Source organism: Mycoplasmopsis mustelae (assembly GCF_004365095.1).
GTDB classification, from domain to species: Bacteria; Bacillota_I; Bacilli_A; order Mycoplasmatales; family Metamycoplasmataceae; genus Mycoplasmopsis; species Mycoplasmopsis mustelae.
In genome coordinates, this window is sequence record NZ_SOCN01000003.1 from 1 (window position 1) to 15,791 (window position 15,791).

A 15,791-nucleotide genomic window follows, 5' to 3' on the forward strand; every position below is an offset into this window, starting at 1 on the left:
ACCGGAGTGGACGTACCGCTGGTGTTCCGGTTGTTTCGCCAGAAGCATAGCTGGGTAGCTAAGTACGGAAAGGATAACCGCTGAAAGCATCTAAGTGGGAAGCCTCCTTAAAGATAAGTATTCCCTTGAAATTCCTTGTAGACTACGAGGTTGATAGGATGGAAGTGTAAGTGTAGTAATACATTCAGCTGACCATTACTAATAAATTGAAAGGTTTAAAAGTTAGGATGGATTCAAGACATTTTAATGAATTATGAATTTACTATTCAGTTTTCAAAGCACAAAACCCCGTTGGGGTATTTTTTTAATTCGAGAAAGTTATATATTTTTAGATTATGGTGTAACACAAAATGCCTGCACTAAATTATTATTGTAATTCGTAAAGATTTATTAAATATATCTAAATTTTAGTTTAAAAAAATTCATATTAACTAGTTTTTAAAGATATTTAGATTAATGTTATTGATAGTTTTGGTGTTTTATACAATAAACAAAATTAGAGTCATTTAGATTAGTGCTGCTAAATTTATAATATAATACGTATAACTAAAAAAAATATATATTTAATTTTAATAATATTAAAATTATGCTATACTTTTAAAGCAATAAAAAATAATAAGTATTTTTTAAATATTTTAATTATTGTATAATTCTATAGCCTATTGCGTTGGAGAAGTAGCTCAGTTTGGTAGAGCACTACATTTGGGCTGTAGTGGTCGCAGGTTCAAATCCTGTCTTCTTCACCATTTTTGGGGGGTTAGCTCATTTGGCTAGAGCGCCTGCCTTGCACGCAGGAGGTGGTGGGTTCGAATCCCATACTCTCCACCATTTTTATGGCACTATAGCTCAGTTGGTTAGAGCATCCGGTTCATACCCGGAAGGTCAAGAGTTCGACTCTCTTTGGTGCTACCAATCTTTCTATAAATTTTAGTAATGGACCTATAGCTCAACGGTTAGAGCAACCGGCTCATAACCGGTCGGTTACAGGTTCGAATCCTGTTGGGTCCACCATGTGGGTGATTACCCAAGCCTGGTTGAAGGGAGCAGTCTTGAAAACTGCCAGGGGCTTCACGGCCCGCGGGGGTTCGAATCCCTCATCACCCGCCACCAACAGAAAATTTATAGATTATATCGCGGAATGGAGCAGTTTGGCAGCTCGTCGGGCTCATAACCCGAAGGTCACAGGTTCAAGTCCTGTTTCCGCAACCAGTGGTTCAGTGGTAAAGTGGTTAATACGTCTCCCTGTCACGGAGAAGAACGCGGGTTCGATTCCCGTCTGGACCGCCATTGGCCTTGTAGCTCAGTAGGTAGAGCAACAGATTGAAGCTCTGTGTGTCGCTGGTTCGATTCCTGCCGAGGCCACCACCTAAAAATTACTATATTTTATAAGACTTAAGTAGTTTTATAAAATATAGTAATTTTTATTTTTTTAATTCTTATTATATAATTATAATTATTTATTTATCAATTTACTAAAAAAGGAGCAAAAATGGATTATAAGAAGACATTAAATATGCCGCAAACGAATTATGAAATGCGAGCAAATTTAATTCTAAAAGAACCAAAATATAGAAAATTTTGATTAGATAATGACATTTATCATAAAGTATTAAAGAAAAATAAATTGAATGAAAAATTTATCTTACACGATGGACCTCCATATGCGAATGGTGGAATTCATGTTGGACATGCACTAAATCGTGTATTGAAAGATATTATTGTAAGATATAAATCATTAAAAGGTTTTTATTCACCATTTGTTTTAGGTTGAGATACACATGGACTACCAATTGAACATAAAATGCTAACAGAAAGTAAATTACATAAAGATGAATTAAATCCATTAACATTAAGGAAAAAAGCAGCGGAATATGCACTAAATCAGATCGAAATTCAAAAAAAACAAATCGAGAGACTACAATTATTTACAGATTACAAAAAAATTTATATCACTTTAGACAAACAATACGAAGTTGCTCAACTTAAAGTCTTTAAAAAAATGGTTTTAGATGGTTTAGTATATAAAGGTTTAAAACCTGTTTTTTGGTCACCTAGTTCTCAAAGCGCATTAGCTGAATCAGAAGTAGAATATCGAGATGTAGTATCACCATCAATCTATGTAGCATTTAAAGTTATTGAAAGTGATTTTGATTTAATTAAAAAAGACGATTACTTAGTAATTTGAACCACTACTCCATGGACTCTATTAGCAAACGCTGCCGTAGCTGCTGGTGAAGAAATTGAATATGGTAGAGTTAAATATAACGATAAATATTATATTATTGCAACATCTCTTTTAGAGATTGTAACAAAGAAATTTGGTTGAAAAGATTATCAAATTGTAACTACTTTTTTAGGAAAACAAACACAAAATCACAATGTTAAATATCTTACACCGATTCTAAAATTTAAAGCACCTTTAGTAATTGGACATCATGTTAGTGTAGATTCAGGAACCGGATTAGTTCATACAGCACCAATGTTTGGTGAGGATGATTTTTTAATTGGACAAAAACATAAACTAGAAATGATCATGCATATCTCAGATAAAGGATATATTGAAAATACTCATACAGAATTTGATGGTCAATTTTATGAAGTTGCAAACGAAGGAATTAATAAATTTTTAGCAAAAAATTTATTATTTTCTGAAAAATTTACTCACTCATACCCACATGACTGAAGAACACATAAACCAATTATTTTTAGAGGTACCCCACAATGATTTGTTTCGATTGATAAAATTCGTAGCAAAATTTTAAATGAAATTGAAAATAATGTACAAACACATCCTGGATGAGCAAAAAAACGCTTATTTTCAATGATAGAAAACCGTTCAGATTGAACTATATCACGTCAAAGAATTTGAGGAGTACCATTAATTATCTTCTATGATAAAAATGGTAAACCAGTTTTTGAAGAAGAAATCTTTGATTATGTAATTGATTTAGTTGGACAATTTGGAACTGATGTATGATGAGAACGCGAAGTTGATGAACTTTTGCCGTCAAAATTTCGTAATCTAGGGTTTAGTAAAGAAAATGATATTATGGATGTTTGATTTGATTCAGGTACTTCGAGCATTGCGGTTGAAATTGAGAAAAGTTTAAATTTACCATATGATTTGTATTTAGAGGGAACCGATCAATATCGTGGTTGATTTAATTCGTCAATTATTAATGCTGTTGCATATAAGGGTGTCGCTCCTTATAAAAATTTAATCTCACATGGTTTTGTAGTTGATGGTAAAGGTAATAAAATGTCTAAATCAAAAGGAAATTCAATTGAACCTAATGATATTATTAATAAATGAGGTACTGAAATTTTAAGATTATGAGTAGCAAATTCGGAATATCAAGGGGACATTTCTATTAGTGAAGACATTTTAAAACAAAATACTGAAGTTTACCGCAAACTAAGAAATACTATTAAGTTTTTATTAGGTAATTTAAATGGATTTAAATATGATCCAACTATTCAACGTACTGGAATTCATTTATTTATCCAAGAACAATTAAAAGAACTTAAATATAATGTAATTAAGGCTTATGATGAGTACAAATTTTTATTAGTAGTTAAACTTTTGTCAAACTATGTTGTAGAGCTTTCTAGTTTTTATCTTTCTGTTACTAAAGATATTTTATACGTACGTCGTGTAAATGATGCCGAACGCGTAATGACCCTAACTAATATGTATGAGATTGTAGATTTCTTAATTCTTGCATTAACACCAATTTTAACAACAACTTCTGAGGAGGCATATAGTTTTTTTAATAAAATCAATAAAAAAGAATCAGTTATGCTAGAAAATCTTCCAAAATTAGAAGACTGTAAATTTGATGAAAAAGTTTTATCAGACTACAAAGAATTTTTTGTTTTACGTGATAAGATTAATGTTTTAATTGAAAATGCTATTAAGTTTGGTGATGTTAAACGTTCAAACGAGTTAGAATTATTTTTACCAATTCAATCAGAATTAATCAATAACTTAGATTTAAAAACATTATTGATGGTAGGTAAGGTAACTACATCAAAAGATCTAAAAGTAGCAAAATTTGATTCATTAAAATGTCAAAGATGCTGAAACCATTACCAACCTGAACATATTAATAATGAATTATGTTTACAATGTAATTCAATTATTAGAGAATTTGAATAATTATGAATAAATTTAAAATTAAGAAATTTTTGCACTATTTAAAAAATAATAAAAAACGCATTTTAATAACTTATATTTTTATGTTCGGTGCGTTAATAGTATTTTTAGCAATCGACCAAATTACTAAAAATTTGCTTTTTAGTCATGGTGCGATTTCTACATTAAATAATCACCAAGTTCAATTTTCTGATGGTAGTTATAAAGACGCTGAATCGATCTATCCTGGCTCTGATAAATGAATAAACTATGTAATTATAGGGGTTCGTAGCATTTGACATGGTGGAATAACATTTGCTAAAACCCGAAATACTAATCTAATACAAACAATTAGTATCTTATTATTTATTTTGATTTTTTGTTACGGTTTCTTTATTGAACGTAAAAATAAAACAAGAGCTATTTTAATTGGTTGTATTTTAGCCGGAGATTTAGGAAACGCCTTAGATCGCTTTATTTTTGCTGGATATGTAAAGGACATTTTTTATATTCCATTTGTTCATAGTAATGGAACCTTTAATTTTGCCGATGCACTCATTTTTAGTGGTATTATAGGACTTTTGATTACATTATTGATTCCAAGCAAACACAATCATAATTATAAAAGACACCAAGAAGCAATTTTATAAATTCTAATTTACCCATTAGGATTTATATCTTTTTTTTTTTTTTTTTTTCATAAAAAAATATACAATAATAACACTATGAAATCGCAACCACCCGCACCGTTAGAGAGTAAAAAAAATTGTTGTAAACCAGAGACTCGAGAATCCTGCGAAATTCATTCTAAAAATATTTTGAACTTTATTAACGATGGTATTAGTAAACAAGAATTAAAAAAGAAAACTGAACAATTAAAATATAAAATGGGGCATTATCTTTTAAATTCAAAAGATACTAAAATTACTTTTCAATGATTGGTGAAAAGATATTGATTTAAGGTTATTTCTATTTTTTTTGCCGCATTAATTTTTAATGCCGGAATTCAAATTTTCTTACAAAGAGCACAAACCATTCCGTCTGGGGTTACTGGAATACCAACCTTAATTCAATATATTGTTCCTGCAGTTAAATCTTATTTTGCTTTAATTTATTTAGCATGTAATATTCCACTTTTTTTAATTTTTGGTTGAAAAATCAAAAAAAGTTTTGTGTTTTTAACACTCACGTTTATGATTTTTCAAATTGTATCTAACTTACTTTTTACGCTAGATGCAATCGGATTAGAATCTTATTTAAATAAATACATTACATTTACAGATTCAAATCCACCTTTTACTAATTGATCTAATATTGTTTATTCAATAGTTGGTGCTTTATTCATTGCTTTAGGAATCTCAATCTCTTGAAAATCGGGTGGTTCAACCGGTGGAACTGATATTATTGCTTATTATTATTCAGTTAAATCAAAAAAAAGTGTGGGAAATGTTTTAACAATTATTGGTGTAGCAACTGCGATAGTTTTCTTAATAATTTTTGCCATTATTAATCCTAATTATTTGTATCCATATCCAATTGATAATGATAAAAAAATAATCGAAGGGATAGTTAAAGCGCCAATCTATAGAGAGATTGATATACAAAATAAAGATGTACTTAAGATTATTCAAACCTGAAATTATCTTACAGAAAAAGGTATCAATCATAAAGTTTATTTTGGAATTCGTGAATTAACAACTTTTTTATACATTTTAGTAGTTAATGTTTTTATAGATATTATTTATCCAAAATATAAAAAGGTTAACGTGACCATTGTTTGTAGTGACCCTGCGAAAGTGCTTGTTTACTTCAAATTAATTGATTATTGACACTCATACCGAATTGAAAGATATAAATCAGGTTATACAGGTAAATTTGCAACTAAAATTAGTACTGTAATGTTAATTTTAGAAACTCCAAATATTATTTCTGATTTAAAAACGTTAGATCCTAAAATATGAATATCTATCACAAAAGTTCATACAGTCATTGGTAATTTTAACACTGATTTTGTTGAACACTAAAAATTTCCTTTATTGGTTCATTTTTTGTGTTTTTTTATATACTAAGTGGAGGTATATATGAAACTTAATCAATTACAAAAAATAAATAACAAAGAATTAGAAAAAATAAAACCAGGATTTGCTTTTACGGCGCTTTTAACAAATATTCCACTTTTAGCGTCTGCGTTGGCTTCCTTGGTTGGTTTGTTTAAATCAGCATTTTCAACATCTGGAGAAATTAAAGATAAAGTAACCACATATAAATGAAATAACGAAACTAAGGCTTCTTCAGCGATCACGAAAACTAATTATATAATTTTTTAAATTATTTTGGTTTTTGGTATAATAACACTGTTACCGTGAGTAACCGTTCTAAAAAGGTTTAAAGTAGCACTGCTCACCTTAAAGACGAGCCACTTATTAGGAGAAATTGCATGTTAGCAATCATTGAAACAGGTGGGAAACAACTTTTAGTTAAAGAAGGTCAAACCATCTTCATTGAAAAAATAGAAGGTGAAGAAGGTTCGGAAGTAAAATTTGACAAAGTTTTACTTGTAGATACCAAAATTGGAAAACCTCATTTAAAAAATGCTGTCGTATTAGGAACAATTGAAAAGCAAGGTAAAGCAAAGAAAATTATTGTGTATCGTCACAATGCAAAATCAACTCATAAAAGAAAATTAGGGCACCGTCAACCATATACACGTGTTAAAATTACTTCAATTCAAGGATAATTAGAAAATGGCAAAGACAAAAGCAGGTGGATCTACTAAAAATGGTCGTGATTCACATTCAAAACGCTTAGGTGCTAAATTAGGTGACGGACAATTTGCAACAGCAGGCTCAATTATTTACAGACAACGTGGAACTAAAATCCACCCTGGTAATAATGTTGGTCGCGGTGGAGATGATACATTATTTACCTTAATTGATGGTTATGTAAAATACGAAAGCAAAAAAAATAGAAAATTTGTTTCAGTATATCCTGAAAGAATTTCTAAATAAACATGATAAAAAGAGCAATTATATTGCTCTTTTTGCTGAATTGCAAACCTAAAAGCTACATTCAATGGCAAAAATTTTATACAAAAAAAGATGATATTTTTTAAAAGTCATCTTTTTTCCTGTATTTCCCACTTTTATGGATGTAAAAAACGTTTATCACTATATTTAAAGAATAAACGTCTTTTTTTATCAGCTTTTTCTTACTGTTTTTCGGCAATCATCAAAGATATCTCATGCATCATCCATTTTCGGTATCGCATTTCTTTCTGATTCCAATATTTCTCCGGTCATAATATCAACTTTTTGCGAAATTGAAATTTGATTTAATAATTTAATTAGTTTTTGTTCTGTATATTCTCTGACCAATCCTGTTTCTTTATTAAATTGTCTAAAGATATAAATTAAATATTTAAGTACTACTAATGAAGTAAAACAAATTAATAGATGTCCAATAATATGTTCTTCTAACCTTACATAAATTGGTTTAATAGCTAAAAAAGTTTTTAAACTTCTAAAATTTGATTCAATTTGTCATTGTCTTTTATAAGTTCCCATAATTTCTGCGACAGTTTTATCTTCAAGGTTTGTTTCATAAACATATAATCCATCAAATTTTTTATCTTCATTTATTTTTTTATAGTCCAATTCAAACTTTAAATTTGAAACTTCCTTAAAGAATTTGCATTTTTTAGAACCGACTAATTTATTTGAATCAACGATTCCGAATTCATCTTGTTTCTTTCGAAAATTATCAATCAATGCATCACGATCATTACGATCTTTGATTGCTCTTTTTTTGCTAAATGTAGCAATTTTTCTTCTAATAGAAGTTGTTTGTCTTTTGTTTTTATAAGTAGAATATGATAAAGATTCTTTATACATTACATCGTTATTTAATTGTATATAATCATTTTTATCTAACACGAAATTCTTAAACTTTTGACTGCTAGATTTAGCGCGACAAGAAATAATATAATTAATTCCTTTTTGTTCTAAATAACGAATATTTGGTGTCGTACTCATCCCTCTATCTGATATAACTGTTAGATTTTTAATACCATTATTATATTTTCTTTGTAATTCCACCATAAAAGGTATAAAAGTTTTTGAGTCTGCTGTATTTCCTTTAAAAACTTTTAGATGAAATGGAATACCATTTTTATCACATGCAAGACCTAAAACAATTTGGTCTTCTTTAAATTTACCATCTTTTGAATAACCTGGTTGTTTTAAACCATCTCTTTTAAATGTTTCAAAATAAACTGTTGATGAATCGTAGAATAACTCGCTTGTATCTCTATCTGTATTTTCTAAGACCATATCATTTAATGAATTTAATAAAGTATCAGAATTATCAGTCACAAAATCAAGTGTTCTATAAAAGGTATTTTTAGAAACAATTTGTCTGTTTATATACATTTCTTGGTCATTGAAACTTTGTAGAATGCTTGTTGGATTTGTTATTCTCCTTGAAATTAGGTAATAAAAAACTGTTTTTAGCTTTGAATGCATTTTCTTATCACTTATATAATCAAATATTTTGTATTTATCTAATAAGTCATATATTAAGTGATTTCCTACATTAACATTTATTCTTTTTGTTGTTTTAGTTTCTTTTAATGAATCTAAAAGAGATTGTTTAATAAATTCTTTATCATCGTTTTTACTAAAAGCTTTTATACGAGTTTTCAAAATTTCATTAGCTTTTGGATTTATTTGTAGCAAATCAGACAAGAGTCCTAAACTAAATCACCTATGAAAATTTCTGTCACCATTCCCTTTGTATCAACCAACATATTTATAAGTTATTCCTTTTTTATTTCCTGATACATTAAATACTTTTAGACTTTCCATACATAAATTATACCATAAATAGTAAGAAACAATAAGAAAAAAATAAAAATTTTTTGTGTATCTCTTATATATGTAATATATAAGAGAATTTTTAAAGTGTATAAAAAATCCCACAAAAGTGGGAAATACAGGTATTTTAATTTCATAATATTAATTATAAACTATCCTAATTTTGTTTTTAAAATTTTACTATAAAAACGCGAAAATTACTTTGATTTTTACATAAATTTCGTGTTTTACTAATTAGTCATCGTGCTTATATTTACTCAAAAGATTTTTATATAACTGTATTGCTTGCTTCTTGTTTAGTCTTTGTTTTATCTCTACATTATCAATTGATTTGTCAAAAACCTTGTAATATAAACTAAAAGTTATGGGGCGACGTACTGTAGGAAAAGCTCTGTGATAATTAAGAATAGCTGAGGGTCTAACTAAGTTATAAACATTTTGTTCTGTAGAAGGTACTATATGCAATGAGCTTAATGAATCACCAGTAATTATACTTTGAAATATAAATAAGTTCTTTTTTTTGAAAAACATCTCAATCGGTTCATTATTTAAAAATATCTTGCTAAATTTCCGATTAATAAACTCTTTTAATTGTGTATCGTTTAATTCCTCGGCTTTTTTATATTCATTTTCTTTATCAGTTGTTTCTATATTAACACCTTTAAAAAAATCAGTGTTTAATTTATTTAAGATTTTTTCTTGTAATTCCTGTGTATTTTTTATTAAAACATAATTTTTATCTACGTTATTAATAAAAACTTTTTCACCAGATTCACGTGCTTGAAAACTAAAATTATAAGCTCAAAATATAACTTCAAAAAAGTCATCATCAGGTGTACTTATTTGACTTTCTTTTTGAGCTTTTCCTAATAAATCATAGAAATTTTCTGCATATTTCTCATCATTATATTCTTCATCTTTTTTGTTATTTTCGTTATCAATTATACTTACGCACGAAGCAAGGGAAAGCATAGGAATTGACAAAAAAGGAATCAATCAAGATAAATGTTTCTTTTTCATTATTTCCTACCTTATTGTGTATGTTAACGCTAAACTATCATCGATTGAATTATTAAATAGTGAATCAGCATATTTTTTGATTGCAAAGCGATATGTTCCGCTTTCGCTTGTGATATATTCTAAAATTTCATCATTAGATCTTATGGAATTTTTTTTATCTATATTATTTCAATTACCTAATCTATCTTTTTTTTGTAAAATTATGTCATAATCAGTAAAGAAATTATTACCTTGTTTTTTGTTAGTTGTTTCAAGATTCAATCTTTCTGAATTAATATGTGTTTTATATCATTCATCTTTTTCTCTTGTTAATCTGGCACCTTCAACAGAATTTGCGATAATACCACCTAATACACCTAAGAGCCATCATCAATTAACATTAGCATTATATGTTGGTAGATTTTCCTTATTTTTCAAGATACCAGCATTAAATAATCAAGAAATAGCACCCTTTATATGCTTATTTTTATCCACAAATATTTCTTTTGAAGTCATTATTATTCCTGTTTCATTTTTTGATATATTTTTAAGTTCTATATTATCGGCTGCTTCTAACATTTTTTCAAAATCAGCAATTCCTGCACCATAAATCACTGAATATCCGTTTTTCTTATACTTAATTTTATCAATTATATTAGGAGTTCTCGAAGAAGCACCTATAATTGCTTTTACTGCTTGTAATCTTTTTGAATCTGTGTTTAAAAATGTTTTTTCTCTTAACAGAGTTGAAATTAAACCCGAAACTATTGGAGCAGCATAACTTGTACCATCAAAATCCCCATATTTTTTAATTTTAAAAAAGTCATCTTCGTAATAATATCTAGAATATAAATATCCAGGAGCTACAACATTAGGTTTAGAAAGTTCTGAATAATCATTATATAATAAGTAATTTGAATAATCTGCAATTCTATCAGTCGTCTTTTTTGTTCATTCATTATATCCTAGTGCACCAACCACAAGATTATTAAATGATAATTTACTTCCTATTATTCACTCGTTATATTTTTCTCTTTTATCATTAGCGTTACCTGATGAAAAAACATTAACTACTCCATATTTTCTTGAAATATAATCTAAAAAGAGATTATTTTCGTTGTATTTATAATTAGGGTCGTCATAACTAAAACCATAGCTATGATTAATTACTCTAACACCTTTTTTCTCTACAAATCACTCTATTGCTTTCATTCATTGTGCATCTGTTTTATATGATGCAAAATATAATTTTGCGTATCGGTCAATACCCTGATTACCAGCCGCTATCATTGAAACTTCTTGCGCGTGATGGTTTATGTTATCAAGTGAATCAGAATAAATTTCATATCCAAATTTCTTATAATCATCCGTCTTACTAGCATCTAATGTACCTTCTACTTCTAAAATACCGATAGATGATGTGTTAGCGTAACCCCTTTTATCTTCCCTTAATTTCTGAGCATCAAAATTTACGAATGTAGAATTACTATTATCGATTTTTCTATCAAATTTAAAATATGGATCTTTAGCTTTTTCTATATTATTATTTTCTCTCTTATTTAAATTAAAATTAGAATTTGGTTTTGTTTTATTAGGAAAAATAATTGCTTGAAAAATTTCGTTTTTTTCTATTATATTTTTTAAAAAACTCTCGCGATCATTTTCATTTTTAAAATAAAATCAAACAATAGGCATCATTTCACTTGTTTCATAATTTAAAACTAACCTATTTAATTTGTCTTGCTTTTTAATATTATCGAGAAATTCATGATTCTTTTGTTTTATAAAATCATTATTTGTATTATCAATAAATTCATAATTTAATAATAATTTTAATTCAAAATGATTGTTAATATTAATATCATTTGCATCGTTTGTAGAATTTAGATTAAACTTATTTTCTCTTACTACCGTTTTGCTATTTTGATATTTTTCATATCAAGGTATTTGTGTCTTTTGTGTTTTAGAATTATCAGGAAGATAAATATAACCCACAGATACAGTTGTAGCAAACACCACTCCTGATGTTATTCAAAGTAATTTTTTTAATTTTTTGTTCATCTAATTAAAATTCCTCCATAAAAAATTTAATTTATATTTGATTATATATTTTGCTTTCTTTGTTTAATTAGTACATCATTATTGTAAAATACAACATATAAATTAACAAATGAAATTTTTTGAAATGTATAAAAATATTATAAAAATCTTGTTTTTTGCTTTTTTTGTTTCATATTTTTTTCACATTATAAAAGGCTGAATTGCAAACCTAAAAGCTACACTAAATAGCAAAAATTTTATACAAAAAAAGATGATATTTTTTAAAAGTCATCTTTTTTTGTATTTGTATTTGATATATTTTTTTAAAATATGGAAGTAAATTTTTTATTTTTATTTTCCTATTACACCTCCCCGCTCCATATTTTTTAAAAAAAGAAAGTAGGGGTAGTGTAATAGAGGAATTTAATTTTAAAAAAATATTTTTTATTTATTAAAAATAAGAAAAGATAGTTTACATGCCATCTTTTCTTCCTTTTCTATCTAAATTATCTTTCTTATTTATATTTTTTAAAGAATGTGTTTTTTGATGTATTTGATTTTCTTTTTAAATGTGAATATACATATAACGGTTCGTTCTCTGGTATTTCTTTTCATTTATCTTTGTAATAATTGTAATCAAAAAAGATTTCATCTGCTGATTGATAATTATGTAATTTTCTAGGCATATTATTTATTTTATTTTGAACTTTTAAAATCTCTTCTTCGGTGAAGTTATTAAAACTAGTTCCTTTTGGAAAATATCGTCTCACGATGCTATTAAAATTTTCAATACTTGCTTTTTGCTGCGACGCATATGCCTCAGTTTTATAAATATATATACCTAATCTATATGCTAAATAAAACAACTTATTAAACTCTCATCCGTTATCCTGGGTTATGGATTTTATATTTAATTTATATTTTTTAATAGTGTCTCATAGTAATCTAATGATTAATCAAGGATTTTTCTCTTTTAAAAGAATTATTATTCCATAACGTGATAATCTTTTTGTAAAAGTAATTAGATGACTGCTTTTAGCTCTATTTTTACCTATTATCAAATCAATTTCTCAATGACCAAATTCCTTTCTTTCCATCACGATTTTTGGTCTTGATCATATTGGACGAACCAATCTTTTACCGACCAATTTATCTGATGCGCTTTGATAATCTTCTTTATTTCTTTTTTTGTATTTTTTGCGTAAACAATCATTTCTATTTATTATTCAAATACCACTATTTATTCAATTAAACACAGACCTTAATGATGGCCTTTTAATCTTCTTCGTATTTTTAATAAATTGATAAGTCACATCTACACCAAAATTTCTTTTATTAAATTTTTTCTTAAAAATTTCGCTAAACTCCAAAAAACTTTCCATTTTTGATTTTAAAAGACAATGATTTTTCCATTGTTCTCTTATATTATGCTTTTTTTGTGCATAATAGGCATCATAACCATATAAATCAGAATTTCTTTTTATTTCTCTTATTATAGATGATTTCGAGAACCCTAACTTAGTTGAAATTTCGTTTAAAGATAAGTCTGTATTTTTAAGTAAAAATTCTAATGAAACTCTTGTTTTAAGAGTAAAATTATTACTGATGATGGCTCCTTTCTATCTATTAGATAGAAAAGGGGTTTTTTAAAATCAATAAAATTTTATTTTTTTTATCAAATATTAAAAAGTAAAAAAACAAAAAAACTACACTAATTTACATAAATTTTATAGTGTAGCTTTTAGGTTTGCATTTTAAGAGAGCAATATAATTGCTCTTTTTATTTTGTTTCTAAATATTGATGACTTTAGATATTGATAAGATTAAATTTGCACCAGAATCAATTAATTGATTATTACCGTCATTAATTTCACGTCCAGGAAAACAAAATACGTCTTTTCCTAAATTTAAAAATGATGTAATTAAATTATTAGATTTCGATTCTTTTTTAATTGATAAAGACAACAAGCAATTTGATAATGCAGATGCAATAAAATTAGCTTGTTTAAAATATTTGATTTCTGGGTGCGTTTGTAATGGGTATTGACTAATAACTAGTTCTTTTTCTAAATTAATTTTATCATAGTTATATGAATCTAATCCTTCTTTGGCCAAATGGATTATACAACCACCCTTATTTCTAAAAAAATCAACAAATTGACTTTCTGTTTTTTTGTAGTTATTTGTAACTAAAACAACTTCATTTACTAAGGTGTTGATATTTTTATTAATAATTTCCCAATTATATGCTTCTCAAAGTTCATTAACAATATAAAATTTGTATTTTTGGTTTATTAAATCATAATTTCCTTTGTAATAAAATAAAAACATACAGTCATTTACTTGATATAGCTCCTTGGGATAGTCATCGTCTAATATTGTTTTATAATTAATGTTATTTTCAATTAATTTCTTTTGAAATTCACTAACTTCCTGCAATGATACAGATGTTCCGTTTTTAATGTTTTTATAGATTTGGTATTGATCACCCTTTGATTTTAAACTAAAATATAATAAAATTTCTTTCATTTTTCTCCCATTATTAAATAACAAAAATCTAGAATAATACAAAAAATAAACAAATAAAGTAAAAATTAAAAACAATTAATAATTTAACGGTGAATAGTATTGATATGATTATCAAATTTTTAAATTTAGTATATAATTAAAAATTAATAATTCAATGTTATGTTTATTGTAACAAGAGGGACTAAAAGATGAAAATTGCATTTTTTGACGCTAAGGATTATGATGTTAAAAATTTTAATAAACATAATAACTCTAGACATCAAATCACCTTTTTTAAAGAAAATTTAAATTTAAATACAGTTAAATTAGCAAAAGGGTTTGATGCTATATGTGGTTTTGTTAATACTTATGGAGACAAAGTTATTTTGCGGGTGCTTTCAAAATTAGGAATTAAATTTTGATTTCAAAGATCAATGGGTTTCAATAAGATAGATGTAACTGAAGCAAATAAATTAGGAATTAAAGTCTTTAGGATTTTTAATTATTCTGCTGAAAGTATTGGAGAGTTTGCATTTGCTACTTTATCAACACTAAACCGCAATTTATTAGTTGCTAATCAAAGGGTGAAAAATTATAACTTTTCGCTTTCAGGTTTAAACGGCAAATGTATTGCCAATTCTGTAGTTGGAGTAATTGGTTCAGGCAAAATCGGGCAAACGTTTATTAATATTGCGAAGGCTACCGGTGCTAAAGTAATTGTTTTTGATGCATACGCTCAGGAAAATTATCCCGAACTACAGCAACAATTAGGAATTGAGTTTGTTTCATTAACTCAACTTCTTAATCAAAGTGATTTTATTTCAATTCATTGTCCGCTACTACCATCAACTCGTTATTTAATTGATGATTCAGCCGTCAAAGAATTAAAAGATGGTGTAATAATTATTAATACAGCGCGTGGTGAAATTTTTGATATCAAAGCAGTATTAAACAGTTTAAAATCTGGTAAAATTCGTGGTTTAGCAACAGATGTTTTAGAACGTGAAGAGGGAAGATTTTATCAAGATTTATCTCAATGAAGTAGTGATATTAAAATAATTGATCCTGAATGAAAAGAACTTTTAAGTTTAGATAATGTGTTAGTTACATCACATCAAGCTTTCTTAACTGATTTAGCCTTAACTCAAATTGCAAGAGATACTTTAGCGCATGCTGATGCAGCCGCTAAAGGAGATTTTAGCAACGCATTAGTTGCTTAATAGGGATGGACTTTAATA

At 27.2% G+C, this 15,791-nt stretch carries 12 protein-coding genes, 8 tRNA genes and 1 rRNA gene; 16 read left to right on the plus strand and 5 right to left on the minus strand.

What is annotated here, in order from left to right:
• The 15 genes from BCF59_RS02835 to rpmA form a co-directional block, all read left to right on the plus strand.
• Window positions 1–223 (plus strand): 23S ribosomal RNA (locus BCF59_RS02835); the annotation flags it as partial.
• A gap of 446 nt (window positions 224–669) precedes the next feature.
• Window positions 670–746: transfer RNA gene (locus BCF59_RS02840), tRNA-Pro, on the plus strand.
• A gap of 5 nt (window positions 747–751) precedes the next feature.
• A tRNA-Ala gene (locus BCF59_RS02845) sits at window positions 752–828 on the plus strand.
• 7 nt (window positions 829–835) lie between these two features.
• Window positions 836–912: transfer RNA gene (locus BCF59_RS02850), tRNA-Met, on the plus strand.
• A gap of 23 nt (window positions 913–935) precedes the next feature.
• Window positions 936–1,011, plus strand: a tRNA-Ile gene (locus BCF59_RS02855).
• A 3-nt stretch (window positions 1,012–1,014) separates the two neighbouring features.
• Window positions 1,015–1,107: transfer RNA gene (locus BCF59_RS02860), tRNA-Ser, on the plus strand.
• Window positions 1,108–1,132: 25 nt separating this feature from the next.
• A tRNA-Met gene (locus BCF59_RS02865) sits at window positions 1,133–1,209 on the plus strand.
• Between the two features lie 2 nt (window positions 1,210–1,211).
• Window positions 1,212–1,287 (plus strand) — tRNA-Asp (locus BCF59_RS02870).
• Window positions 1,288–1,289: 2 nt separating this feature from the next.
• Window positions 1,290–1,365 (plus strand) — tRNA-Phe (locus BCF59_RS02875).
• Between the two features lie 124 nt (window positions 1,366–1,489).
• A complete protein-coding gene (gene ileS, locus BCF59_RS02880) occupies window positions 1,490–4,159 on the plus strand; it encodes an isoleucine--tRNA ligase (RefSeq protein WP_134111056.1) in 2,670 nt (889 codons plus the stop codon).
• A 2-nt stretch (window positions 4,160–4,161) separates the two neighbouring features.
• A complete protein-coding gene (locus BCF59_RS02885; protein ID WP_134111058.1) occupies window positions 4,162–4,785 on the plus strand; it encodes a signal peptidase II in 624 nt (207 codons plus the stop codon).
• Window positions 4,786–4,860: 75 nt separating this feature from the next.
• Complete coding sequence (locus BCF59_RS02890; protein WP_134111060.1) at window positions 4,861–6,159, plus strand: YitT family protein; 1,299 nt, start codon at window positions 4,861–4,863, stop codon at window positions 6,157–6,159.
• A 57-nt stretch (window positions 6,160–6,216) separates the two neighbouring features.
• Complete coding sequence (locus BCF59_RS02895; protein ID WP_134111062.1) at window positions 6,217–6,462, plus strand: hypothetical protein; 246 nt, start codon at window positions 6,217–6,219, stop codon at window positions 6,460–6,462.
• A 110-nt stretch (window positions 6,463–6,572) separates the two neighbouring features.
• The gene (gene rplU, locus BCF59_RS02900) at window positions 6,573–6,872 is read left to right on the plus strand and encodes a 50S ribosomal protein L21 (RefSeq protein WP_134111064.1); all 300 of its coding nucleotides are present in this window, start codon (window positions 6,573–6,575) and stop codon (window positions 6,870–6,872) included.
• Between the two features lie 7 nt (window positions 6,873–6,879).
• The gene (gene rpmA, locus BCF59_RS02905) at window positions 6,880–7,143 is read left to right on the plus strand and encodes a 50S ribosomal protein L27 (RefSeq protein ID WP_134111066.1); all 264 of its coding nucleotides are present in this window, start codon (window positions 6,880–6,882) and stop codon (window positions 7,141–7,143) included.
• A gap of 186 nt (window positions 7,144–7,329) precedes the next feature.
• On the opposite strand, the gene BCF59_RS02910 is transcribed toward rpmA, so the two are convergent.
• The 5 genes from BCF59_RS02910 to BCF59_RS02930 all read right to left on the minus strand — a co-directional run bounded on the left by BCF59_RS02910 (window position 7,330) and on the right by BCF59_RS02930 (window position 14,574).
• Window positions 7,330–8,997, minus strand: coding sequence for an IS1634 family transposase (locus tag BCF59_RS02910; RefSeq protein ID WP_134111068.1), 1,668 nt, complete (start codon window positions 8,995–8,997; stop codon window positions 7,330–7,332).
• Window positions 8,998–9,240: 243 nt separating this feature from the next.
• Entirely contained in the window at window positions 9,241–10,026 is a 786-nt protein-coding gene (locus tag BCF59_RS02915) for a hypothetical protein (RefSeq protein WP_134111070.1), read from the minus strand.
• Between the two features lie 6 nt (window positions 10,027–10,032).
• A complete protein-coding gene (locus tag BCF59_RS02920) occupies window positions 10,033–12,066 on the minus strand; it encodes a S8 family serine peptidase (RefSeq protein ID WP_134111072.1) in 2,034 nt (677 codons plus the stop codon).
• A 494-nt stretch (window positions 12,067–12,560) separates the two neighbouring features.
• Window positions 12,561–13,415 carry an IS30 family transposase gene (locus BCF59_RS02925; protein ID WP_234851424.1) on the minus strand — a complete coding sequence of 285 codons (855 nt, stop codon included), beginning with the start codon at window positions 13,413–13,415 and terminating at the stop codon, window positions 12,561–12,563.
• 421 nt (window positions 13,416–13,836) lie between these two features.
• Complete coding sequence (locus BCF59_RS02930; protein ID WP_134111076.1) at window positions 13,837–14,574, minus strand: DNA-processing protein DprA; 738 nt, start codon at window positions 14,572–14,574, stop codon at window positions 13,837–13,839.
• Between the two features lie 188 nt (window positions 14,575–14,762).
• Between BCF59_RS02930 and BCF59_RS02935 the strand changes: the two genes are divergently transcribed.
• On the plus strand, window positions 14,763–15,773 hold the full coding sequence (locus tag BCF59_RS02935) for an NAD(P)-dependent oxidoreductase (protein WP_134111077.1): 1,011 nt from the start codon (window positions 14,763–14,765) through the stop codon (window positions 15,771–15,773).
• Window positions 15,774–15,791 lie beyond the last annotated feature (18 nt).